This is a genomic window from Cellulosimicrobium sp. NPDC057127 (assembly GCF_042670945.1).
Classification (GTDB): Bacteria; Actinomycetota; Actinomycetes; order Actinomycetales; family Cellulomonadaceae; genus Cellulosimicrobium.
This window is the reverse complement of the sequence record NZ_JBHUUP010000004.1, coordinates 23,538-45,394: the sequence shown is the minus strand read 5'-3', so window position 1 is coordinate 45,394 and position 21,857 is coordinate 23,538. Positions and strand designations below refer to the sequence as shown.

Sequence of the window (21,857 nt, the reverse complement as noted above, 5' to 3'; positions counted from 1 at the left end):
GGCCCGTCGTCCACAGGGCCGGTCCTCCACAGAGTGCGGACCCGAAGTACCGTCCGCCGCGTCGATTCGCTAGGTTCTGGGGCAGTTCGCGCGGTGCGGTCGCCCCGTACGCGTGGTCCCGCCCGCAGCGGGACGTCAGCAAGCGTTCGTCAGCAGCAGTTCGTCAGCAGGAGAGAGATGCGTCCCGGTCGTTCGTCGTCAGTCCCTGTCCGACGCCGGCCGCTCGCCGTCGGCGCGCTCGTCGCCACCAGCCTGCTGGTCGCCGGGTGCACCGGCGAGGAGCCCACCGAGCCCGACCCGACGACCAGCACGGTCGAGGAGGAGCCCACCGAGACGCCCGAACCGACGCCGACCGAGACCGGCCCCGCGAAGCCCGAGAGGCCCGCGGCGATGGAGCAAGAGAACGCCGAGGGCGCTGCCGCGGCGGCGGAGTACTTCTCAGAGCTTTACCCGTACGTCATGACTACCGGCGACACCTCGGAATGGCTAAGCCTCGCGCATGAGTCTTGCGGCTTTTGTCAGGGCTCAATTGACCAAGCTAAGACGATTCGCGAGCGAGGTGACGCGTTCGTGGGCGGTGCCGTGACAGCTACCGTGGACGACCCAGGGCTATATGCGCGGGACGAGGCCACGGGCATCTTCCCGCTAGACATGCGCATAGTTCAGGAAGCCATGACGATCTCCGACGCCGAGGGCAAGGAGCTCTTCTCCCAGGAGCGGACGGACGACCTCTACCGCGCGGAGATCGGCCGGAAGGACGGGGAATGGGTCGTCGTTGAGGTTGCACTGCTGGAGCAGGCGTGATGCTCGTCGCTGCAGTCATCGGCGTCACACTCATGGCTTCTCCAGCGCTCCAGGGCTCGTCGAGTGCGGGCACTGACTACGGGGGATACAAGGGCGAGGCAAAGGGGCAGCAGGTCTCGGTCGAGGCTGCACGAGAAGCTACTCGGGGAGGAAACGTCTACGTCCCCACGAGCGACGAGGAGCCGACGGATCGGTACTTCTCCGCGACGCCCGCCCTGTGCGCGCTCGTCAACAGTCTTGACGGCCCGACAACCGCCTACGACTACGCGTGCACCGAGGGCGAGCAGCTCGCGTACGAGGGGATCGAGTGCGGGCCGGACGAGTTCGCGGAGGGCGCGCTGTTCCGCGAGGCCCGTCAGCCCGACGGCTCGTGGGGGCCGCCGGAGCTCGTCGGTGACGAGGGCTGCATCACGCCCGCTGACCTGCTCGCGGAGGCGGAGCGCGAGTTCGCGACGCTGCCGATCGCACCCTCGCCGGTGGTGGTGCAGCCGCCGGACGGCTGGACGGTGGTGAACCTCCCGACGATCACGTACACCGACCCGGCGGAGCAGACGTTCGACACGGCGTTGCTCGGCATCCCGGTGCAGATCTGTGCGACGCCGGAGTCGTACGCGTGGGACTACGCGGACGGCAGCGCGCCGCTCGTCACGACGGACCCGGGCGCCCCGTACCCGGACCACACCGTGCACCACACGTACGCGCAGCCGGCGGACGCGGTAACGATCGGCCTGACGACGACGTGGACGGGCCAGTTCCGGATCACCGGCGCGCCGACGTGGACGGACGTGCCGGGGACGGCGACGACGTCGACCACGGCACCGCCGCTCCAGGTCTACGAGGCGCGCTCGCGGCTCGTCACGGACCCGCTCGGCTGAGCGGTCGTCGCGGACGGCGACCGCCGGTCCGGGGAGCGGGCACGCGAACCGCTCGTAGGGTGGTGGGGTAGCCCTCGACCTCCGGAGCATCATGCGTCTGCTGCTCGTCCGCCACGGACAGACCCCGTCCAACGTCGCCGGTCTGCTCGACACCGCCCTTCCCGGACCGGGCCTCACGGCGCTCGGCGCACGCCAGGCCGCCGCGATCCCCGACGCGCTCGCGGACAGGGTGGTCGAGGGCGTGGCCGTCTCGACGCTCGTCCGGACGCACCTCACGGCGGCCCCGCTCGTCGAGCGCCTGGACCTGGAACCTCTCGAGCTCGACGGCCTCCGCGAGATCGACGCGGGCGACCTCGAGATGTCCGGCCGGCATGAGGACCACGTCCTCTACCTCGAGACGGTGTTCGCCTGGGGCGGTGGCGACATGACCCGGCGCATGCCCGGCGGGCCGGACGGTCACGAGTTCGTCGCCCGCTTCGACGACGCCGTCGCGAAGGTGGCGTCCACGGGCTGGCAGACGGCCGTCGTCGTCTCCCACGGCGCCGCGATCCGCTCCTGGGCCAGCATCCGTGCCGCCGGCGTCGACCTCGACGCGATGGCGTACCGGCAGCTCGAGAACACGGGGCTCGTGGAGGTCGAGGGTGACCCCGACGGCGGTTGGCGCTACGTCGGCATGAGCGATGGCCCGCTCGGCGGCCACGTGCTCACCGACGAGCTGGCCGACGACCCGACCGGTGAGTCCGTCGCCGACGAGCGCACCGACGTCGACCACGAGCGCGCGGAGGCCACCGCACACCGAGACGCCGACGCACACACCGACGCGCGGCACGACCCGTACGCCCGCTGAGCGTGGCGACCCCCGACGGGACCGAGCCCGAGATCCGGCCGTACCGGAGCCCGGACGACGCCGCGGCGACCTACGTCGTCGCGCGCACCGCGATCGCCCGGACCGCGGCCACCGCCTACGACCCCGACCAGATCGCCGCCTGGCTCGGACCGGCCCGTCTCGACCTGACCGGCTGGGACGAACGTCGCCACGGCGCTTCAACCCTGGTCGCCGAGCTCGACGGCATCGTCGTCGGTTTCGCCGACCTGCGGTCGGACGGCCTCGTCGACATGCTGTTCGTCGACCCACGGGCCGGGGGACGCGGCGTCGCGCGCGCCCTGCTCACCGTGATCCTGCACGACGCCGAAGCCCGCGGGATCGCCGAGCTCCGCACCTACGCGAGCCGCAGCGCGCGGCCGGTCTTCGAGCGCCTCGGCTTCACCGTCGTCGCCGACCGCCCGGACAACACGGTGCGCGGCGTCGTCGTCCCCAACACCGAGATGCGCCGTCTTCCCTGAGCCGAGCAGGCGACCGGTGTCGCAGACTCATGGCGATCGTCACGTCCGCGCCATACGCTCGACGGCATGGTCGACCAGCCGCCGCCCTCACGCCCCTCGGCGAACGAGCGCGCCCTCGAGCCCGACATCGTCACCGACCTGCGCGAGCAGATGACATACGGCTCGTACCTGCACCTCGACACCCTTCTCGCGGCGCAGCAGCCGACCAGCAGCCCGCCGCACCACGACGAGATGCTGTTCATCGTCCAGCACCAGACCACCGAGCTGTGGCTCAAGCTCGTGCTCCACGAGCTCGCGTCGGCGCGCGACCTCCTCGCCGCGGACGACCTCCAGGCCGCGCTCAAGCGCATCGCCCGCGTCAAGCACGTCCAGCGCACGCTCACCGAGCAGTGGTCGGTCCTCGCCACGCTCACCCCGAGCGAGTACGCGCAGTTCCGCGGCTACCTCGGCAACGCGTCCGGCTTCCAGTCGTGGCAGTACCGCGCGGTCGAGTTCGTGCTCGGCAACAAGAACGCCGCGATGCTCCAGGTGTTCGCCTCCGAGCCGCGCGCCCACGCCGGGCTCTCGCGCCTGCTCGCCGAGCCGAGCGTCTACGACGAGTTCCTGCGCTACCTCGCGCGGCACGGCCACGACGTCCCGCAGCGGCTCCTCGACCGCGACGTCACCGTCGCCCACGACCTCGACGACGACCTCGTCGAGGTGTTCCGCCGCATCTACGCCGACCCCGACACCCACTGGTCGGCGTACGAGACGTGCGAGGAGCTCGTCGACCTCGAGGACAACTTCCAGCTCTGGCGCTTCCGCCACATGAAGACGGTCCTGCGCATCATCGGCATCAAGCGCGGCACGGGCGGCTCGAGCGGCGTCGGATTCCTCCAGAAGGCGCTCGACCTCACGTTCTTCCCCGAGCTCTTCGCCGTCCGCACCGAGATCGGCGCCACCCGGCCATGACGTCCCCGGTGCCCGACGCCGCGCGCGTCGTCACGGTCGACGCGTCCTGGTTCCCGGGCCGCCCTCCCACGGGCCCGACGTCGTTCCTCGCCACCGCGTCCGGCCTCCGCCGCCGGAGCGACGCCGAGATCGACCCGTCCGCCGCGACGTCGGCCCTCGGAAGGCCGACCCCGGACGTGAGGGTCGACTTCGCAGACCACCGCGCGCCCGACCCGCTGCACCTCCCGGGCACGCTGCTCCCGCCGTTCACCGACGCCCACGTCCACCTCGGCCTGATCGACGCGACGGCCCTCGTCCCGCACGGCATCGCTGCCGTCCACGACCTCGGCTGGATCCCCGAGGAAGTGGCGGCATGGGCACGCGATGGTGACGACGCAGGCCGAGCGCGCGGTGCGACGTCGGAGGCGAAGGGCGTAGAAGCCGCGCGCGGCCACGGCCAGCGGACCGCTGGAGGTGACGGCGCGGCCAGCCCGAGCGCCGACGGTGCACCGCTCGCGGACCCGACCCGCCTCCCGAGCACCGAGGACGCACCGTCCGCGAACCCGACCCGACGCATGCCCCACGTCACCTTCGCCGGCGCCTTCCTCACCGCCCCCGGCGGCTACCCGTCCGACCGGTCATGGGCACCGGACGGTTCCGTCGTGGAGATCGCGACGCCCGACGAGGCCGTCGCGGCCGTCGACCGTCAGCTCGCCTCCGGTGCCTCCTTCGTCAAGGTCGCGCTCAACAGCGACGCGGGTCCCGTGCCCGACGACGCGACGCTCGCCGCCGTCGTCGGCCGCGCCCACGAGCGCGGGGTGGCCGTCGTCGCGCACGCCGAAGGCCCGGGCCAGGCCGCGCAAGCGTTCGAGGCCGGCGTCGACCGCCTCGCGCACGCCCCGTTCTCCGAGCGGCTGCCCGACGCGCTGCTGCTCGCCATGGCCCGCCCGCGCCCCAGGTCCGGCTCTCGCGCCGAGCACGACACCGCGCGCCGTCGAGCACGACCTGAGCGTCGCCCTGCGCCCGAGAACGACGCCCAAGTCGTGTTCGGCCGGGCAGGGACCGGCCGCACGACGTGGGTGAGCACGCTCGACATCCACGGCTGGGGCACGCCGACGCCGGAGCAGGACGTCGCGGTCGACAACGTGCGGCGCTTCGTCGCCCTGGGCGGCACGGTCGTCTACGGGACGGACCTCGGTAACGGGGCCCTGCCGCTCGGCGTGAACCCGGGGGAGCTGCGAGCGCTGGTCGCCGCCGGCCTCGGCGCGGACGACCTCGTGCGCGCGCTGACCTCCGGCGTGCCGCGCCCGAGCACCGTCGAGCGACGCGTCACCGCGCGAGAGATGCGTCCCTGGGCGCAGCACTCAGACACGGACGCAGCACTCGCCGCGACGGGCCGCGGTGCGGTTGTCGGCGCCGTCACCTATGTCCCCGGACCTCCTCCCACGCGCCTCACCGACCTCGACCGTCTCGACGGCCCGGACGAGCTCGCCGAGCTCACGCGCTGGCTCGCCGGCGCGACGACCCTGCACCTGGCCGACGTGCTGCAGCCGGCGTTCGCGCCGCCGTCGGGCACCACCCGAGAGGACCACCGATGACCACCACGCCCCGCACCGCGACCGACCCGGACGCCGCCGCGCGCGCCGCACGTGCGCGAGCGTTCGACGCCGCCGACCCGCTCGCGGGCTACGTCGACGCGTTCGTGCCGTCCGACGACGTGGTCGCCTACCTCGACGGCAACTCGCTCGGCCGCCCGACGCGTGCGTCCGCGGACCGGCTGGCGCGCTTCGCGACGGAGCGGTGGGGTGCGCGGCTCATCCGCGGCTGGGACGAGGAGTGGTACGAGCTCCCACTGACGCTCGGCGACCGGATCGGCGCGGCGACGCTCGGCGCGGCGGCGGGGCAGACGTTCGTCGCCGACTCCACCACCGTCATCCTCTACAAGCTCGTGCGGGCGGCGCTCGCGGCGCCGCAGGTCGCAGGCCGCGACGAGATCGTCCTCGACTCCGGCAACTTCCCGACCGACCGGTACGTGCTCGAGGGCGTCGCGCGCGAGCACGGGGCCACGCTGCGCTGGATCGACCCTGCGCACGACGGCGGGGTGACGCCCGAGCAGGTCGCGGAGGTCGTCTCCGACCGTACCGCGCTCGTCGTGCTGAGCCACGTCGCGTACCGGTCGGGGTACGTGAGCGACGCCGAGGTGATCACGCGCGTCGCGTACGACGCCGGCGCGCTCGTGCTGTGGGACCTGTGCCACTCCGCCGGTGCGGTCCCGGTCGCGCTCGACGCGTGGGGCGTCGACCTCGCCGTCGGGTGCACGTACAAGTACCTCAACGGCGGGCCGGGCTCGCCCGCGCTCGGGTACGTGCGCGCCGACCTGCAGGACGCGCTGACGCAGCCGATCCAGGGCTGGATGGGCAGCGCCGCGCCGTTCGAGATGGGGCCGGGGTACGCGCCGCACGCCGGCGCGCGACGGTTCCTGTCCGGCACGCCGGCGATCGTGGGGATGCTCGCGATGCAGGACATGGTCGAGCTCATCGCCGACGCGGGGATGGACGCGATCCGCGCGAAGTCGGTCGCGCTCACCGAGTTCGCGCTCGAGCTCGTCGAGGAGCTGCTCGTCCCGCTCGGCGCGCGCGTCGCGTCCCCGCGCGACGCGGACCGGCGGGGGAGCCACGTGACCGTCGACCACGACGCGTTCGAGGCGACGCTGCCGCTGCTCTGGGAGCGCGGCGTCATCCCCGACTTTCGGCGGCCGAACGGGCTGCGGCTCGGGCTGTCGCCGCTGTCGACGTCGTTCGATGAGGTGCGCGTCGGCGTCCAGGAGGTGCGCGACGCGCTCGTCGAGGTGACGTCCGGCGCGGTCCCGGCCGACGCGCTCGTCGACGCCGCACCTGACGCCCCGACCCCGTGACTCTCGACGTCTGCGGCTCCCGCGTCGCCAGCACCGCCGCATGATCCTCGACGACATCGACGCGCGCCCGGGCAGTGCGACGTCGCTGCTGCGTACCGTCGTCGGGCTGTACCTGCGCGACCTGGGCGGCGCGGTCGCGACGGCTGATCTCGTGGCGCTGCTGGACGCCGTGGGGATCCGTCCGACCGGTGCCCGCAGCGCGATCTCACGCGTCAAGGCGAAGGGCCTCCTCGTGGCGGAGACGGTGGACGGCCGTCCGGGCTACCGGCTCGCACCCGGCGCCGACGCGATGCTCGCACGCGGCGACCGCCGCATCTTCGCCTACCGGCAGCAGGCCGACGACGACCCGTGGTGCCTCGTGTCCTTCTCCATCCCCGAGGGCCGCCGCGACGCGCGACACCAGCTGCGCCGTCACCTCGGGTGGATCGGCTGCGGCACGGTCGCCGACGGCCTGTGGATCGCGCCCGGGCACCTCATCATCGAGGTCGAGGAGATCCTCGACCACCTCGACCTGCGTGGCGCCGCGACGTTGTTCTCGAGCGGGACGCCGCGCCCGGCCGGGTCGTTCGCCGACGCCGCCGCCCGCTGGTGGGACCTCGACCGGCTCGCCGCGCTGCACCGCGCGTTCCTCGCGGAGCACGACCGCGTGAGGCCCCGGCAGGACCCGGTGGCCGACGGCGCAGAGTCGGCCCGCGACGCGTTCTCCCGGTGGGTGCGCGCCGTCGACGACTGGCGGGTGATCCCGTACCTCGACCCCGGGCTGCCGCCGAGCGCGCTGCCGCGCGACTGGCCCGGCACGGCGAGCGTCGCCCTGTTCGCCGACCTGCGCACCCGGCTGGAGCCGCTCGCCGCGGAGCACGTGCGCGCCGTCGTGACGGGAGTGGCCTCGCCCGCCGGACGCTGACCGCGCAGAGTGATGCACTCCGGCTCGAGAGATGCGCTCAGGAGTGCATCGCTCGAGCCGGAGTGCATCGCTCGAGCGCAGGTGCATCACTCGGGCGGGGACACAGCACTCGTCCCGGCGGACCGGTGCCACGGCGCGGCGCGGTCGCCGGTGCCGACCCCGGGCTCAGGCCCCGCGGCCGTCGGCCGGGAGCACGATCGTCGTCACGACGTCCGTCACCGCGGGGCGGCGCGGCGTGGACCCGAACCCGAACCGCACGGGCGGGTCCACCGGCGCGAGCCCGCCGAGGTCCGCGCCGTCCCAGGACGTCGTGGCGCCGTGCAACGCGTGCACGTCCGTCGCGCCGTAGTGCTCGACCCGGCCGGCGCCGGCGCTGCCGCGCGTGCGGACGCCGTCGAGCAGGGCGCGCGCCACGGGGTCGGTCACCGCGGTGAACCGCCGCGACGACGCGAGCCGCTCGGGCACCGCGCGCAGCGCCCAGCCGAGGCTGGTCCGCGGCCCGACGACGAGCGTCGCCTCGAGCGGCCCGGCCACTACGCGCCACGGCCCCGGCGAGCGGGACGTCGTCGAACCCCGGGCCCGCTCTGCACGGTTGCGCGCGCCCGTCGGCCCCGGCTCGGGCCCCGGCCTCGGCCCCGGCGCCGACGTCGGGCCGACGAGCCTCCGGGACTCGTCCGGGTCGGCGTCGGTCACCCGCACCGGGACGACCTCGACACGGTCGAACGCGTACGTGGACGCCACGAGCTCCGCGACCTCTGCGGTCGGGGCGAGCAGGAGGCGCTCGCCGTCGGGCCGCTCGACCATGACGTCGGCGAACGCGCCGAACGGGGACGTGGCCCACCGCCCGACGACGAGCCGCGTCCCGGACGTCGTGCCCCAGCCGGCGATCCGGCCGGAGAAGAACAGCGCGCTCGGCACCCGGGCAGCGTAGGCCGCGCCGACGCAGGTCGCTCGGCGCGGGCCGCTCGGTGCGACGCGGTGCCAGCCGGGGTCCGCCGGAGCTCCGGTGGCGAGACCGCGCCGAGGGCGAGACGCTCGGGCGAGGCGGCGACCGCCGTCGGACAGCGACCGGGAGGAGGCCGACGTGCCGAAGACCAACCGCAGCGGGGACGCGAAGCAGTCCGAGATCCCGAGCACGCTGCAGCGCTCCGACGAGAAGGCGCAGCGCACGTTCGCCAAGGCGTACGACTCCGCGATGGACGAGTACGGCGAGGACGAGCGGGCGGCGCGCGTCGCGTACGCGGCGCTCAAGCACACGCACGAGAAGGTCGGCGACCACTGGGAGCCGAAGGACGAGGCGGGGCCGTCGGACGAGCGCGCGGAGGGCGGCGGGCCGGACGCCTCCGGGAAGAGCGCGGGGGGCGTCGACGCGAACGCGTCGAAGGAGCACCTCATGGACGTGGCACGCGAGCTCGACGTCCACGGCCGCTCGTCGATGAACAAGGACGAGCTCGTCGAGGCGATCCAGCGGGAGAACGACAGGGAGACGCGCAAGGCGCGCGGCGACTGACGGACGCCGTCGTCGGACGGGCGTCGCCCGGGTCACCTGATCGCCGTTCGCCGTTCACCCGCGCGACCGGTGGGGGTCACGCGCGTTCCGTAGGTTGACAGCGCTTCCCATCCTGGGTCCGGCGCTGCCACGGTGGTCCGACGGCCGTCGCCGCCAGGCCCCCGACCCGTGAAGGAACCCATGGACCTGCATGCCTCCGGGCGGTCGGGCGCGCCGACGCGCGTCACCGCCTCGGCGCTCACCGCGTCCCTTGTCGGCGCCGTCCTCGTCGCCGCGTCCGCGACCTCCGCAGCCCCGGCCGCGGCCGACGTCGCCCCCGCCACGACGGCCGCGGCCGCCGACGAGTCGCTGCTCAGCACCACGGGCACCACGTGGCGCTACCTCGAGGACAACACGAACCCGGCCGGCGACGACCCGGACCAGCGGGTCTGGACCACGACGGCCTACGACGACGCGGCGTGGAAGACCGGCGTCGCGCCGTTCGGCGCGAAGCGCGGCCAGCCGACGGGCGTCGGCGACGGCTTCCCCGTGACGACGCTGCTCACGCAGTACATCCCGGGCACGACGACGGACGTCCCGACGTTCTTCTTCCGCACCGACGTGGAGCTCACCGCGGCGGACCTCGACGGCGTCCCGGCGTTCGAGGGCGAGATCGTCTACGACGACGTCGCGATCGTCTACGTCAACGGCGAGGAGGTCGCGCGCCTCGGTGACGACAACCGTGAGATCACCGAGAACCTCCAGTACTTCGGCAACGGTCGCACCATCCCGGTGACGAGCACGTTCGTCGTGCCGGCCGACGCGTTCGAGGCGGGGGAGAACACCGTCTCCGTCGCGCTGTACCAGGACGCGCCGACGAGCTCGGACATCTACCTCGACGTCCGCTCGCTCGTGCCGACGCACGGCGAGGTCCGCGACGTCGCGCTGAACATCGGCGCGGACGAGACGCAGGCGAACGTCGCCTGGTTCTCGACGCTGCCCGGCGCCGGCGAGGTCCAGTGGGCCCGGGCGACCGACGGCGCGGGCGAGGTCGACTGGGCGAGCGCGCAGACGTCGTCGTCCACCGGCGGCCCGTCCTCCGACGGCGCGACGTACCACCACGCGACGATGACGGGGCTCGAGGAGCACACGTCGTACACCTACCGCGTGGGCAGCGCTGCCACGGGCTGGTCCGAGCCGAGCACGTTCGACACCGGCACGTTCGGCGACGAGTTCAGCTTCCTGTTCATCGGCGACGCGCAGATCGGCGCGAGCGGCAACGCCGCGGCCGACGCCGACCGCTGGGCCGCGAGCCTCGACACGATGACCGAGCGTCACCCGGACACGGCGTTCCTGCTGTCGGCGGGCGACCAGGTCGACACCGCGGGCAGCACGCAGCAGTACACGGGCTTCCTCGCCCCGGAGCAGATGCGTGAGCTGCGCTTCGCCGTCCAGGACGGCAACCACGACACCGCGAGCGCGCTGTACGACCAGCACTACGCGATGCCGAACCTGTCGAGCGACCCGCGCCGCGACTACTGGTACTCGTACAACGACGTGCTGGTCGTCGCGATCGACTCCAACGACTCCAGCGCCGCGCAGATCGCGCAGCACGAGACCTTCCTGCGCGACGTCGTGACCGAGCACGGCGACGACCACGCGTGGGTGCTCGTGACGTTCCACCACTCGCTGTACAGCCAGGCGTTCCACTCGCGCGACACGGACGTCGTCCGCATGCGTGAGGCGCTGTCGCCCGTGTTCAGCGAGCTCGGCGTCGACCTGGTCCTCGCGGGCCACGACCACATCTACACGCGCAGCCACCTCATGGAGGGCACGACGCCGGTCGCCCCGGCGTCCGAGGCGGCCGTCGGCGACGTGCTCGTGCCCGACGACGACCAGGTGCTGTACGTGACCGGCAACTCGGCCAGCGGCTCGAAGTTCTACGGCTTCGACGGGCTCAAGCCGTGGACGGCGCGCTGGGAGCAGGAGCGCACGCCGAGCTACTCCGACGTCGACGTCACCCCCGGGACGCTGACGGTCACGACGTACGAGACGGCGACCGAGCGCGTCATGGACCAGGTCACGCTGCAGCGCGCCGCGCAGGGCCCGGAGCTCGTCGAGGTCACGGCCCAGTCCCGCTGCCTCGCGGGCAAGGCGTACGTCGCGGTCCGCGCGACCAACGGCGAGGACGTGCCGGTCGACGTCACGCTCGCGACGCCGTTCGGCACGCGCCAGGTCGCGGACGTCGCGTCCGGGAAGTCGGCGTACCAGTCGTTCCCCGTGCGCGCGGCCTCCGTCGAGGGCGCGACCGTGACGGTCACGGGCACGCTCGACGGCACGTCGCGCGACTACGAGGTGCCGGTCCCGGCGCTCACCTGCGCCTGACGGCCGGACGTCGCCGTCGGCCCTGACGCCGCCGGCTCGGCTGCCGAACCCGGGGTTACCTGTCGTTCCGACGCACGGACGGCACGCAACCCCGGGTTCGGCGCGTCTGCGGGCGCGTCGCCGCGCGTGCCACGATGTCGCCATGACGACGACGCCCGACGACCTGCCCGCGCTCATCGCCTCCGTCGAGGCGCAGGAGCACGACCTCGTGCTCCGTTCGTTCACGCACGACGACGCGTGGCGCCTCGGGTGCCTGCTCGTCGAGCTCGCCGCCGAGCGCGACCTCGCGGTGACGATCGACGTGCGCAAGGGCCCGCAGCAGGTGTTCCACGCCGCGCGCGAGGGCACGACGCCGGACAACGACACGTGGGTCGAGCGCAAGGTGCGGGTCGTGCAGCGGTTCGGCGCGTCGTCGTACCTGGTGGGGCTGCGGGCGAAGGCCAAGGGCACGACGTTCAACGACCAGCACCAGCTCCCGCTCCAGGAGTACGCCGCGCACGGCGGCGCGTTCCCCGTGCGTGTCGAGGGCGTGGGCGTCGTCGGTGTCGCGACCGTGTCCGGGCTGCCGCAGGCGGACGACCACGCGCTCGTCGTCGAGGCGCTGCGCTCGTTCCTCGGCCGCCCCGAGACGCTGCTCGCCTGAGCTACAGCTCGCCTGATCTGCCGAACCCCGGGTTGTGCGCCGTTCGAGCCGCTTCATGGCGCGCAACCCGGGGTTCGGCACGACGACGGGGCCGGCGCGCGGTGCCCCGCCCCGTCCTTGCTCGGTCGCGCGGCGTCAGGCCGCGCGCGTGACCTCGATGCGCTGGGGCGTCCGGCCGGCGAACACGCCGGCGACGGTCACGGCGAGCACGCCCGCGTTGTACGACGCGCGGACCGCGTCGGCGTCCGCGGTCTTCGGCAGGGTGACGGTGCGGCGGAACTCGCCGAACCGCACCTCGCGGATGCGGCGCCCGGCCGGCTTCTCGACCGTCTCGGCGCGCGCGTCCTCGGACTCGCCCTCGGCGGGCGCGTCGGAGGCTGCGTCCGGACCGTCGGCGTCCGCCGGGGTCTCGACGACGCGCTGGTCGCGACGCTCACCCCGCACGACGAGGCGACGTCCCTCGAGCTCGACGGTCACGTCGCGCTCCGGGTCGACGCCCGGCAGGTCGAAGCGGGCGACGAGGTCGTCGCCGTCGCGGTAGACGTCCGCGGCCGGTGCGTAGCCGGTGCGCGCGACGGGCGCCGGACGAGTCCACAGGTCGCGCACGAGGCGGTCCGCGGTGAACGTGCCGAACGGTGCGGGGATCAGGGTGGTGGTCATGTCGACTCCTCCAGGTCTGCTGCCGCGGTGGTCCCGCAGCGTCCTGACGTCGTCAACCTTGAGTCGACCCCGCTCAATCCCGCGTTCGCGCACGACGAAACGATGCCACCGGTGCGGTGCGTGCAAGGTCTCGTGAGCTTCCGACACCACCAGAACGGAGGGAGGCGTGATGGCGAGGACGTCTCGTGCTCGGCCGGTCGGGGCGGTCGCCGGCGCGCTGGCCGTCGCCCTGTCGGCCTGTGGGGTCTCCGGCGAGCCGCGGGACGGCTCGTCGGGGGAGACGTGGATGATCGGCGTCGGGCACGGTGAGGGCGACTGGATGTCGTGCGTCGAGGATTCGGGCCTCCCGGTCGCGGAGTCGTTGTCCACCACCGACATACCGCCGTCGTCGGTCGGGGTGCGGTTCGAGGTCGAGGTGACCCGGTCCGAGGCGTCCGTCGTCGTGCGGTGCATCGAGGACCGGCTGACGTCGGGCAGCGTGTCGCTGGAGAGGTCGGCCCCGCTCGTACGGTCCGGCCCCGCGTAGCGTCAACGACGAGAGCGCGCCGCGCGCCGCGCCTTGCGCGCCGCGGACGCGCGCTCCTCGGCCGTCTCGAGGGCGTCGTCGGCGGCGTCCAGCGCCTCCTGCGCCTCGTCCTGCTCGGCACGGGCGGCCTCCAGCCGGGCACGGACGGCGTCGCGCTCGTCCGCGAGCCGCGCCAGCTCGTCCTCGATCCGCCCCAGCTCGTCCTCGGCCTGCCCGACGGCGTCGCTCGCCTCGCGCGCCCGCCCGTCCGCCGCGTCCCGGGCCGCTTCGAGCCGGTCGACCTCCGCCGCGGCCCGCTCGACCTCGCGCTCCGCCGCGGCGAGCGCGTCGTCGGCGCCGCCCTCCCCACGGTCGTCCGAGTCTCCCGCCCGGGACCGGGCTGCTGACCGCGCGCGCGTCCCGCCTGCTCGTCCCGGACCGCCGCGCGCCTCCTTCCCGCCCGTCTCCTGCCCGCCCGTGCCGCCCGGCGACCCGACGGCGCGGAGCTCGACGACGTCGGCCGGTTCGCCCCCCTCGTCGACGAGCCCGAACCCCACGTGCTGCAGAGCCTGCCCCAGCCGCCCGGTGCGCACGGCCGCGCCTGCGTCGGCGTCCATGACCGCGGCCGTGAGGGTCTCCGCGAGCCGGTCGACGGCGCTCGCGGACACCGCGCGGCCCGCGACCTCGCCGGCGTCGCGGACGACGCGGACCAGCGCCTCGGTGCGCTCGCGGCGCAGCCGGTCGAGCACCGTCAGCCGCGCGCGGTCGCGGTCCTCGGTGGCGTCCCGCAGCTCGTCCCCGAGCGTGACGAGCGCCGCCACCTCCTCGGGGTGCTCGCGCGCGACCTGGTTGACCACCCACGCCGCGACGGTCGGCTTCGCGAGGCGCGCGACGCGCTCTGCGCCCACCGCGTCGCCCGACGCCTTGATGCGCTTGGACGCGGCGTTGCGCGCGACGACGAACTGCTCCAGCGGCAGCGCGTAGAGCTCGTCGAGGACGGGGTCGACGTCGACAGATGCGTCCGGGCTCATGGGCACAGAGTGGCATCGGGAGGAGCGCTTCGCTGACTCACGCTGAACATCCACCGCGACGTCGGGATTCACCCGGGACAACGGTTTACGCCTCGCCTGCCGTCCGCTTTCGTTGGGGGACGACGACGAGGAGGGTGCAATGAGGAGATCATTGTTCGGAGTGTTCGTAGCAGCGGTCACCGCGTTCGCCCTGAGTAGCTGCGGAAGTGAATCCCCCGAACAGGTGACGGTTACTGTCACGGAGGAAGCTGTCGAACCTGCGCCGTCCCCTTCCGCGAGCGAGGTGGCGCCCGACGCCGCGACGGCGGAGACGGAGCCGCAGGCAGTGGCCGAGGCCGAGGCCGAGGTGGAAGCGACGTTCGAAATGCCGAGCGTTGTCGGGCACAACCTGCAGGATGCACAGGATCTGTTGCAGACCCTCGACTCCTTCGTCATGGACCAGGTGGACGCCACGGGACTTGAGCGCCTTGCGGTCAACGACTCGAACTGGACGGTGTGTGCACAAGATCCTGTGCCGGGAACCGTCGTCCCGATCTCAACCGTGGTGACGCTCTCTGCCGTCAAGCTCGACGAGGTCTGCCCGTAGCGTTTCGAGGAAGCACCATGTCGACGCGCGTCGCGGGGGGACGGTACCGAGCATGCGCTCGGCCCCGTCCTCGATGACGACCGGACTGGACCGGTGCGGGCCGGAGCTGGACGACGACGCAGGGGCGCCCCCGGTCCGGGCAGCGAGCGTCCTGCGTCCGACGAGGTGGAAGCGGCCACGCCTGCTCCGTCGGCTCGGGAATCGTCGAGGTGGGCCACCGACCTCCTCGTGCCGCTTCGTCGCGATCCCTGAGCGGTCACGGTCCGCCGACAACCGCCCGGCGGTTTGTCGGCGCCGGGTCCTACCGTGCCGGTCATGACAACCTTCCACGCGTTCCTCGGTTGCAGTCTCGACGGGTTCATCGCCGGGCCGGACGACGAGATCGACTGGCTGACGGCCTTCGACGACGTGCTCGGCGAGACGGGCTACGACGACTTCTTCGGCTCGGTGGGCGCGGTCGTCATGGGCCGCCGGAGCTACGAGGTGATCAGCGCATCGGGGCCAGGGTTCTACGGCACGACGCCCGTGCACGTGCTCTCCCGCACCCTGCCGCCCGGTCCGCAGGCGGCCATGGGGAACTCCGCCGTGACGGTCCACCGGGACGTCCCCGCTCTGCAGGCCACGCTGACGGAAGCCGGTGCGGAGCGCGCGTACGTCGACGGCGGCCGCACCGTGCAGGGCTTCCTCTTCGCCGGCCTGCTCTCGGACATCGTCATCACCCGCGTGCCGGTGCTCGTCGGGGAGGGCATCCCGCTGTTCGGCCCCGTCCCGGCGCCGGTGCGGGCCGAGCTCGTCGAGTCGCGCGTGCTCGACGCCGGAGCCGTCCAGTCGGTCTACCGCTTCCCCACGGACCGATAGCCCGGCCCGGTCGCACGGTGGGACCCGCGCGCACGGGACACTGTCGTTCCGGCGGTCGAGCAGTGCGCTACGCCGACAGCGCGCCGCGCTCGACTCCGTGCTCGACTCCGCGCTCAGCGCCGAGCGCGGCGACGGCGGTGAGCAGCCGCTCGAAACCGTCCTCGGTGACGACCGGTATCCCGTAGCGGCGCGCCGTCCGCGCCTTGGTCGACAGCGTGTCCGGGTCGGCGGCGACGACGAGCCGGGCACTACGGGTCACGTGCGGCCAGGGCACCAGCCCCGCCCGGCGGACCGCGTCCTCCCACGCCGGTCGGGTGCGTCGCATCTCGCCGGTCAGCACTACCTCGTCGCCCGGGGCGAGCGTGAACCGGGAGCCGTGCCCGACGGCACGGCCTACCGTGCCGGGCCCGCCCGCCTTCTCTGCGCGCACCGCGTCCACGAGCCGCGCCCCGAGCGCGGCCTGCACGGCGTCGGCGACGTCGTCCGCGTCGAGCCCGAGCTGCCCCGCGACCTCGTGCAGTCCGGGGTCGGCGGCGAGCACGTCGTCCGCGCGGGTCTCGCCGCAGCCGGTCGCGTCGCCGCAGTCTGTCGCGTCGCCGCAGCCCGTCGCGTCGCCACGGCCCGTCGCGTCGTCGAGGGCCTCGCGCGCGAGCTCGGCGAGGTGGTCGCGGTGGAGACGCTCGACGTCCGCCCGCCCGAGGCCGGCGCGGCGCGCGACGTCGAGCAGCGCGGCGCGCTCGGTCGACGACACGTAGCGGTCGAGCAGCGCTAGCTCGAGCAGGGCGGAGTACTCCGCGCTCGCGGTCGCTGCGTCCGCGGTCGCTGCGCCCGCGGCGGTGACGCTCCCGACCGCCCGACCGTCCGCCGCCGCGCCCGACCGCGGCGTCGGCTCCGTGTCGAGCGCCGCGAGCCAGTGCCCGTGCCGGCGGCTCGCACCGCGCGTCACCGGCTCGATGCCGCGGCCGCCGGGCAGCACCCAGCGGACGCCCTCGGCCGCGGCGCGTGCGACGTCCCAGCACGCGTCGTCGACGGCGACGTCGAGGAAGTGCCCGAGCAGCCCCGCGGTGGCGCGCGCGTCGCCCAGGGCCGAGTGGACGCCGTCGTGCACCACGCCGACGGCGGCGCAGCACGCGGCGAGCCCGCGCGGGCCGTCGAGGTGGCGGCCGGCGAGCTGCTGCGTGCACAGGCACGCGAGCGGGTCGATCGCGGCGGCGACGCCCGCGCGGCCGAGCTCGGCGCGCAGGAACCGCGTGTCGAACGCCGCGTTGTGCGCCACGAGGACGCGGCCGGCGAGGAGCCGCAGGAGGTCCGGCGCGACGCGGTCGAACGTGGGGGCGAGCGCGACGTCCGCGGCCGCGATGCCGTGGACCCGCTGCGGGCCGAGGTCGCGCTCCGGGTTCACGAGGGTGCACCACTCGTCCTCGACGCGGCCCGCGTCGTCGACCAGCACGACGGCGACCTCCGCCACCCGGTCGCCGAGACGCGGGGAGAACCCTGTCGTCTCCAGGTCGAGGACGGCGAACGGCACGCGCACAGTCTGCCCGACCGCACCGACGGCCCGTGCCACCGCGGTGGCACGACGAGGGACGACGGCCGTGCGCGGGTGGCGCGCCGGTGAATCAGCCCGGCCCAGATGACGCATCCGGTGCTCGCAGATGAACGCTGCCGGAACCCTTGGCCGATGGTGGGGACAAACCTCTCATCACGCCCTTCACCCGCTCCAAGATGGCGGTGGCCGCCTGGCCGACGACCCATCCCCGTGTGAGCGGAAACATCGCTGTGACCACTGTCGACATCCCGCCTGCGCCCGGAGCGCAGGCCCTCCCAGCCGCCGACGCGCGCACGCCGCGCCCGTCCTCGCCGCGCCTGTCCTCGCCGGGCCCGGCGCGCCGGCGCGGCCTCGCCGCGCGCCGACGCCGCACCGCGCTCCTGTGGGCGCTGCTGCTCGGCGGTCCGAACGTCCTGCTGCTGCTCGTCTTCGTGTACCGGCCGCTGCTGCAGAGCCTGTACCTGTCCACGCTCCAGTGGAACCTCGGCTCGCCCGTGGCCCGGTCCATCGGGTTCGGCAATTACGTCGAGTGGTTCACCGCGGCGAGCACGCCCACCGTGGTGACCGCGACGCTCGTGTTCACCGTCGCGACGGTGGGCGGCGCGATGGTCCTCGGCCTCGGTCTCGCGCTCCTGCTGGACCGCAGGCTGGCCGGGCGGGGGTTCGCCCGCACGGTCGCTTTCGCCCCCTACGTGCTCTCCGGCTTCGCCGTCGGCATCCTGTGGCTGTTCATGTTCGACCCGCGCTACGGGCTCGTGCAGGAGCTGCTCGGCCTCGTGGGCCTGCCGTCGCCCCAGTGGTACACCGAGCGGCCCTGGCCGCTCGTCATGGTCATCGTCGTCTACCTGTGGAAGAACCTCGGGTACGTCGCGCTCATCTACCTGGCGGGCCTGCAGGCCGTGCCGAAGGACCTCAAGGACGCAGCCGCGCTCGACGGCGCCTCCTCCGCGCGCACGCTGCGTTCGATCGTGCTTCCGCTGCTCACGCCCACGACGTTCTTCCTCCTCGTGACGATGCTGCTCAGCTCGTTGCAGTCCTTCGACATCATCAAGGCGATGACGCAGGGCGGCCCGCTCGGCTCGACGACGACGCTCATGTACTCGATCTACGAGGAGAGCTTCGTCAACGGGCGCGCGGGCTACGCGTCCGCCGTCGCCACCGTCCTGTTCCTCGTGCTGCTCGTGGTGACGGCGGTGCAGATGCGGTTCGTCCAGCGGAAGGTCCACTACTCATGAGCGTCCTCACGCCCCGCCGCCCCCGCCGCCTGCCGGTCGGCAGCCACCTCACGATGGTGCTCGCGACGATCGCGCTCGGCGCACCGCTCGTGTGGATGGTCCTGGCGAGCTTCAAGACGCCGGACGAGCTGTACCAGCTCCCGCTCCAGTGGCTCCCGGGACAGGTGAACCTCGACAACTACGCGCGGGCGGCGGAGTCGATCCCGCTCGGCCGGCTGCTCGCGAACAGCGTCGGGCTGACGGTCGTCGGGGCGGGGCTCAAGGTCGTGCTCGGCCTGTGCTGCGCGTACGCGCTCGTGTTCCTCGACTTCCCGTTCAAGAAGGCCGTGTTCGGGCTCGTCATCGCGACGCTGATGATCCCGCCGCAGATCACGATCATCCCGAACTACACGCTCGTGGCGAGCCTCGGCTGGCTGAACACGTACCAGGGCATCCTCGTCCCCGGCCTCGCGAGCGCGTTCGGCACGTTCCTCTTCCGGCAGCACTTCCTCACGCTGCCGCGCTCGATCCTCGAGGCGGCGGAGCTCGACGGCGCCGGCCACTGGCGCACGCTGTGGCGGTTCGTCGTGCCGATGAGCTCGCCGACCGTCGCGGCGGTGGCGCTGGTGTCCGTGGTCACCGAGTGGAACGACTACCTGTGGCCGTTCCTCGTCGTCGACAACCCGAGGACGATGACGCTCCCCGTCGGCCTCACGCTCCTGCAGAACACCGACGGCATGACGAACTGGGGCGTGCTGCTCGCCGCGACCGTCGTCGTGACCCTCCCCATCCTGCTCGTCTTCCTCGTCCTGCAGCGCCGGCTCGTCGCCGGCCTCACCGCGGGCGCCGTCACCGGCTGACGTCCGCACCAGACCCGCGTCCGGCGCCGCCGGGCGCACCCCCGCTCGGACCCCGAGCACCCTGAACCGCGCACCGGTCCCGGTGCACGACCTGAAGGAGCACCCGTGTCCCACCGTCCCGCCCGGCGCGCGTCGCACAACCTGCGCAGCTACGCCGTCCTGTCCGCCGTCGCGGCCCTCACCGTCACCGCGTGCGCGGGCCCGAGCGTCGGCTCGGCCGGCGACTCCGACGAGCCGACCGAGGAGGCGACCGACTGGTCGTCCGTCGAGCCGGCGTCCGAGATCACGTGGTGGAGCAACCACCCGGGTCAGTCGCAGGAGATCGAGCAGCAGATCATCGACGCCTTCGAGGCCGAGACCGACATCAGCGTCGAGCTCGTCACCGCGGGCGCGAACTACGACGAGGTCGCGCAGCGCTTCCAGGCCGCGTCGCAGACCGACGAGATGCCCGACCTCGTCATCGCCTCCGACGTCTGGTGGTTCCGGTACCACCTGAACGACCAGATCATGCCGCTCGACGACGTCATGGAGCACCTCGACGCCGACGCGGACGACTTCCAGCCCGCGCTCTACGCCGACTACGAGTACGAGGACCAGCACTGGGCCGTGCCGTACGCGCGCTCGACGCCGCTGTTCTACTACAACAAGGACATGTGGACCGCCGCCGGCCTGCCGGACCGGGGCCCCGAGACGTGGGCCGAGCTCGAGGAGTGGAACGCGTCGCTCACCGCCCAGGTGCCCGAGGGCGGCTCGACGTTCGGCCTGTCCACCGGCCCGTCGTGGGGCGCGTGGTGGTTCGAGAACATGATCTGGGGCCAGGGCGGCGCGTACTCCGACGGCTTCGACCTCACGCTCGACTCGGAGGAGTCGATCGCGGGCGGTCAGTTCCTCCACGACCTCTTCCACGAGTCGGGCGTCGCGACGCTCTCGGCCGACGACGCGATGGCCGACTTCTCGTCCGGCCTCATCGCCTCGACGATCGGCTCGACCGGCTCGCTCAAGGGCGCGCTCGACGCCGCGACGTTCGAGGTCGGCACCGCCTACCTTCCCGACGGCCCCGCGGGCGGCGGCACGCCGACCGGCGGCACCGGCGTCGCCATCTCCTCCTCCAGCACGCCCGAGGAGCAGCTCGCGGCGGCCATGTTCCTCGAGTTCCTCACGAACACCGAGAACACGGCGACCTTCTCGCAGGGGACCGGGTACATGCCCGTGCGCACCTCCGCCGTGGAGAGCGACACCATGACGGCCATCTACGAGCAGACGCCGCAGTTCCGCACCGCCGTCGACCAGCTCGCCGACAAGGCGCGCATCCAGGACGATGTCCGGGTGTTCGTCCCCGGCGCCGACGCGCTCCTCAACGACGCGATCGAGCAGATCGTCATCGAGGGCACCGACCCGGCCGAGGCCTTCGAGTCCATCGCGCCGCAGATCGAGCGCGCGTACGAGGAGAACGTGGAGCCCTACCTGTGACCACCGTCGACGCCTCGGCCGCCCGTCGGCCGGGCACGCCGCTCGTCGTCGCGCACCGCGGCAACAGCGCGGTGGCGCCGCAGAACACGCTCGCCGCGTTCGAGGCGGCGTGGCGCGCGGACGCCGGCAGCATCGAGATCGACGTCCAGCTCACGGCCGACGGCGAGGTCGTGGTCATCCACGACGACACCGTCGACGCGACGACGGACGGCACCGGCGCGCTCGCGGGGCTCGACCTCGCGGCCGTGCGGGCGCTCGACGCGGGCTCGTGGTTCTCGCCGGCCTTCGCGGGCCAGCGCGTGCCGACGTTCGCCGAGGTGGTCGACCTCCTGCTCACCCGGCCCGGCGTCGAGCTGCTGCTCGAGGTCAAGGGGGCGTGGACCACCGAGCAGGTCCGCAAGGTCACCGAGCCACTGCGCGCCGCCGGGCTGACCGACCGGGTGATCGGGCAGAGCTTCTGGCCCGAGACCGTCGCCGCGCTCGGCGAGGCGGACCCGGGGCTGCGTCGGGGCCTGCTCGTCCTCGAGGCCGGTGACGACCTGCTCGACCGCTGCGCCGAGCTCGGCGTCATGACGTGCAACCCGCTCGGCACCCTGCTCCTCGAGCAGCCCGACCTCGTCGACCGGCTGCACGCCGCCGGCCTCCAGGTCATGGTGTGGACGCTCAACCAGCCGGAGCACTGGGAGGCCGCCGTGCGTCTCGGCGTCGACGGCATCATCACCGACCGGCCGGACCGGCTCGTCGGCTGGCTCGCCGCGTCCGCGAGGTAGAGGGATTCCTGCGAGGTAGAGGGCGATCGCCCTCTACCTCGCGCGGATCCCTCTGTCTCGCGGAGT

At 73.4% G+C, this 21,857-nt stretch carries 22 protein-coding genes; 18 read left to right on the top strand and 4 right to left on the bottom strand.

Features of this window, described 5'->3' with window-relative positions; genetic code table 11:
* Positions 1-177: 177 nt before the first annotated feature.
* From ACFTZA_RS05240 to ACFTZA_RS05205, 8 genes are all read left to right on the top strand, one after another.
* Positions 178-804: a DUF6318 family protein gene (locus ACFTZA_RS05240; RefSeq protein WP_378191539.1), complete on the top strand. Its 627-nt coding sequence runs from the start codon at positions 178-180 to the stop codon at positions 802-804.
* Complete coding sequence (locus ACFTZA_RS05235) at positions 804-1,679, top strand: hypothetical protein (protein WP_378191537.1); 876 nt, start codon at positions 804-806, stop codon at positions 1,677-1,679. The genes ACFTZA_RS05240 and ACFTZA_RS05235 overlap by 1 nt, the downstream gene beginning before the upstream one ends.
* Before the next feature lie 91 nt (positions 1,680-1,770).
* Positions 1,771-2,526, top strand: a complete 756-nt coding sequence (locus ACFTZA_RS05230) for a histidine phosphatase family protein (RefSeq protein ID WP_378191535.1) — start codon at positions 1,771-1,773, stop codon at positions 2,524-2,526.
* A 2-nt stretch (positions 2,527-2,528) separates the two neighbouring features.
* The gene (locus ACFTZA_RS05225; protein WP_378191533.1) at positions 2,529-3,023 is read left to right on the top strand and encodes a GNAT family N-acetyltransferase; all 495 of its coding nucleotides are present in this window, start codon (positions 2,529-2,531) and stop codon (positions 3,021-3,023) included.
* Positions 3,024-3,089: 66 nt separating this feature from the next.
* Positions 3,090-3,974, top strand: coding sequence for a tryptophan 2,3-dioxygenase (kynA, locus tag ACFTZA_RS05220; protein WP_378191531.1), 885 nt, complete (start codon positions 3,090-3,092; stop codon positions 3,972-3,974).
* On the top strand, positions 3,971-5,551 hold the full coding sequence (locus ACFTZA_RS05215; protein ID WP_378191529.1) for a hypothetical protein: 1,581 nt from the start codon (positions 3,971-3,973) through the stop codon (positions 5,549-5,551). The genes kynA and ACFTZA_RS05215 overlap by 4 nt, the downstream gene beginning before the upstream one ends.
* On the top strand, positions 5,548-6,867 hold the full coding sequence (locus tag ACFTZA_RS05210; RefSeq protein ID WP_378191527.1) for a kynureninase: 1,320 nt from the start codon (positions 5,548-5,550) through the stop codon (positions 6,865-6,867). Before ACFTZA_RS05215 ends, ACFTZA_RS05210 begins: the two co-directional genes overlap by 4 nt.
* A gap of 40 nt (positions 6,868-6,907) precedes the next feature.
* On the top strand, positions 6,908-7,771 hold the full coding sequence (locus ACFTZA_RS05205; RefSeq protein ID WP_378191524.1) for a PaaX family transcriptional regulator C-terminal domain-containing protein: 864 nt from the start codon (positions 6,908-6,910) through the stop codon (positions 7,769-7,771).
* A gap of 165 nt (positions 7,772-7,936) precedes the next feature.
* Here the strand turns inward: ACFTZA_RS05205 and ACFTZA_RS05200 are convergent, their stop codons facing one another.
* Entirely contained in the window at positions 7,937-8,689 is a 753-nt protein-coding gene (locus ACFTZA_RS05200; protein WP_378191522.1) for a hypothetical protein, read from the bottom strand.
* Positions 8,690-8,855: 166 nt separating this feature from the next.
* On the opposite strand from ACFTZA_RS05200, the gene ACFTZA_RS05195 reads away from it, so the two are divergent.
* The 3 genes from ACFTZA_RS05195 to ACFTZA_RS05185 all read left to right on the top strand — a co-directional run bounded on the left by ACFTZA_RS05195 (position 8,856) and on the right by ACFTZA_RS05185 (position 12,288).
* A complete protein-coding gene (locus tag ACFTZA_RS05195; protein ID WP_378191520.1) occupies positions 8,856-9,281 on the top strand; it encodes a ChaB family protein in 426 nt (141 codons plus the stop codon).
* Between the two features lie 180 nt (positions 9,282-9,461).
* Entirely contained in the window at positions 9,462-11,645 is a 2,184-nt protein-coding gene (locus ACFTZA_RS05190; protein WP_378191518.1) for a fibronectin type III domain-containing protein, read from the top strand.
* A 142-nt stretch (positions 11,646-11,787) separates the two neighbouring features.
* Positions 11,788-12,288: a heme-degrading domain-containing protein gene (locus tag ACFTZA_RS05185; RefSeq protein ID WP_378191516.1), complete on the top strand. Its 501-nt coding sequence runs from the start codon at positions 11,788-11,790 to the stop codon at positions 12,286-12,288.
* A 135-nt stretch (positions 12,289-12,423) separates the two neighbouring features.
* Here ACFTZA_RS05185 and ACFTZA_RS05180 read toward each other — a convergent pair whose 3' ends face one another.
* Positions 12,424-12,948: an Hsp20/alpha crystallin family protein gene (locus ACFTZA_RS05180; RefSeq protein ID WP_378191514.1), complete on the bottom strand. Its 525-nt coding sequence runs from the start codon at positions 12,946-12,948 to the stop codon at positions 12,424-12,426.
* Positions 12,949-13,117: 169 nt separating this feature from the next.
* Between ACFTZA_RS05180 and ACFTZA_RS05175 the strand changes: the two genes are divergently transcribed.
* The gene (locus ACFTZA_RS05175) at positions 13,118-13,474 is read left to right on the top strand and encodes a hypothetical protein (RefSeq protein ID WP_378191512.1); all 357 of its coding nucleotides are present in this window, start codon (positions 13,118-13,120) and stop codon (positions 13,472-13,474) included.
* A gap of 2 nt (positions 13,475-13,476) precedes the next feature.
* Here the strand turns inward: ACFTZA_RS05175 and ACFTZA_RS05170 are convergent, their stop codons facing one another.
* A complete protein-coding gene (locus tag ACFTZA_RS05170; RefSeq protein WP_378191510.1) occupies positions 13,477-14,484 on the bottom strand; it encodes a hypothetical protein in 1,008 nt (335 codons plus the stop codon).
* 139 nt (positions 14,485-14,623) lie between these two features.
* Here ACFTZA_RS05170 and ACFTZA_RS05165 point away from each other — a divergent pair, with 139 nt between their 5' ends.
* Entirely contained in the window at positions 14,624-15,070 is a 447-nt protein-coding gene (locus tag ACFTZA_RS05165; protein ID WP_378191508.1) for a hypothetical protein, read from the top strand.
* 315 nt (positions 15,071-15,385) lie between these two features.
* Positions 15,386-15,928: a dihydrofolate reductase family protein gene (locus tag ACFTZA_RS05160; protein ID WP_378191506.1), complete on the top strand. Its 543-nt coding sequence runs from the start codon at positions 15,386-15,388 to the stop codon at positions 15,926-15,928.
* A gap of 67 nt (positions 15,929-15,995) precedes the next feature.
* On the opposite strand, the gene ACFTZA_RS05155 is transcribed toward ACFTZA_RS05160, so the two are convergent.
* Entirely contained in the window at positions 15,996-17,456 is a 1,461-nt protein-coding gene (locus tag ACFTZA_RS05155) for an exonuclease domain-containing protein (protein WP_378191503.1), read from the bottom strand.
* 251 nt (positions 17,457-17,707) lie between these two features.
* On the opposite strand from ACFTZA_RS05155, the gene ACFTZA_RS05150 reads away from it, so the two are divergent.
* The 4 genes from ACFTZA_RS05150 (at position 17,708) to ACFTZA_RS05135 (ending at position 21,791) form a co-directional block, all read left to right on the top strand.
* Positions 17,708-18,712, top strand: coding sequence for a carbohydrate ABC transporter permease (locus tag ACFTZA_RS05150; protein WP_378191500.1), 1,005 nt, complete (start codon positions 17,708-17,710; stop codon positions 18,710-18,712).
* On the top strand, positions 18,709-19,551 hold the full coding sequence (locus ACFTZA_RS05145; RefSeq protein WP_378191498.1) for a carbohydrate ABC transporter permease: 843 nt from the start codon (positions 18,709-18,711) through the stop codon (positions 19,549-19,551). Before ACFTZA_RS05150 ends, ACFTZA_RS05145 begins: the two co-directional genes overlap by 4 nt.
* 105 nt (positions 19,552-19,656) lie before the next feature.
* Positions 19,657-21,021 (top strand): ABC transporter substrate-binding protein, encoded by a 1,365-nt coding sequence (locus ACFTZA_RS05140; RefSeq protein ID WP_378191496.1) that lies wholly within the window; start codon positions 19,657-19,659, stop codon positions 21,019-21,021.
* Positions 21,018-21,791, top strand: a complete 774-nt coding sequence (locus tag ACFTZA_RS05135) for a glycerophosphodiester phosphodiesterase (protein WP_378191494.1) — start codon at positions 21,018-21,020, stop codon at positions 21,789-21,791. The genes ACFTZA_RS05140 and ACFTZA_RS05135 overlap by 4 nt, the downstream gene beginning before the upstream one ends.
* The last annotated feature ends 66 nt before the right edge of the window (positions 21,792-21,857 follow it).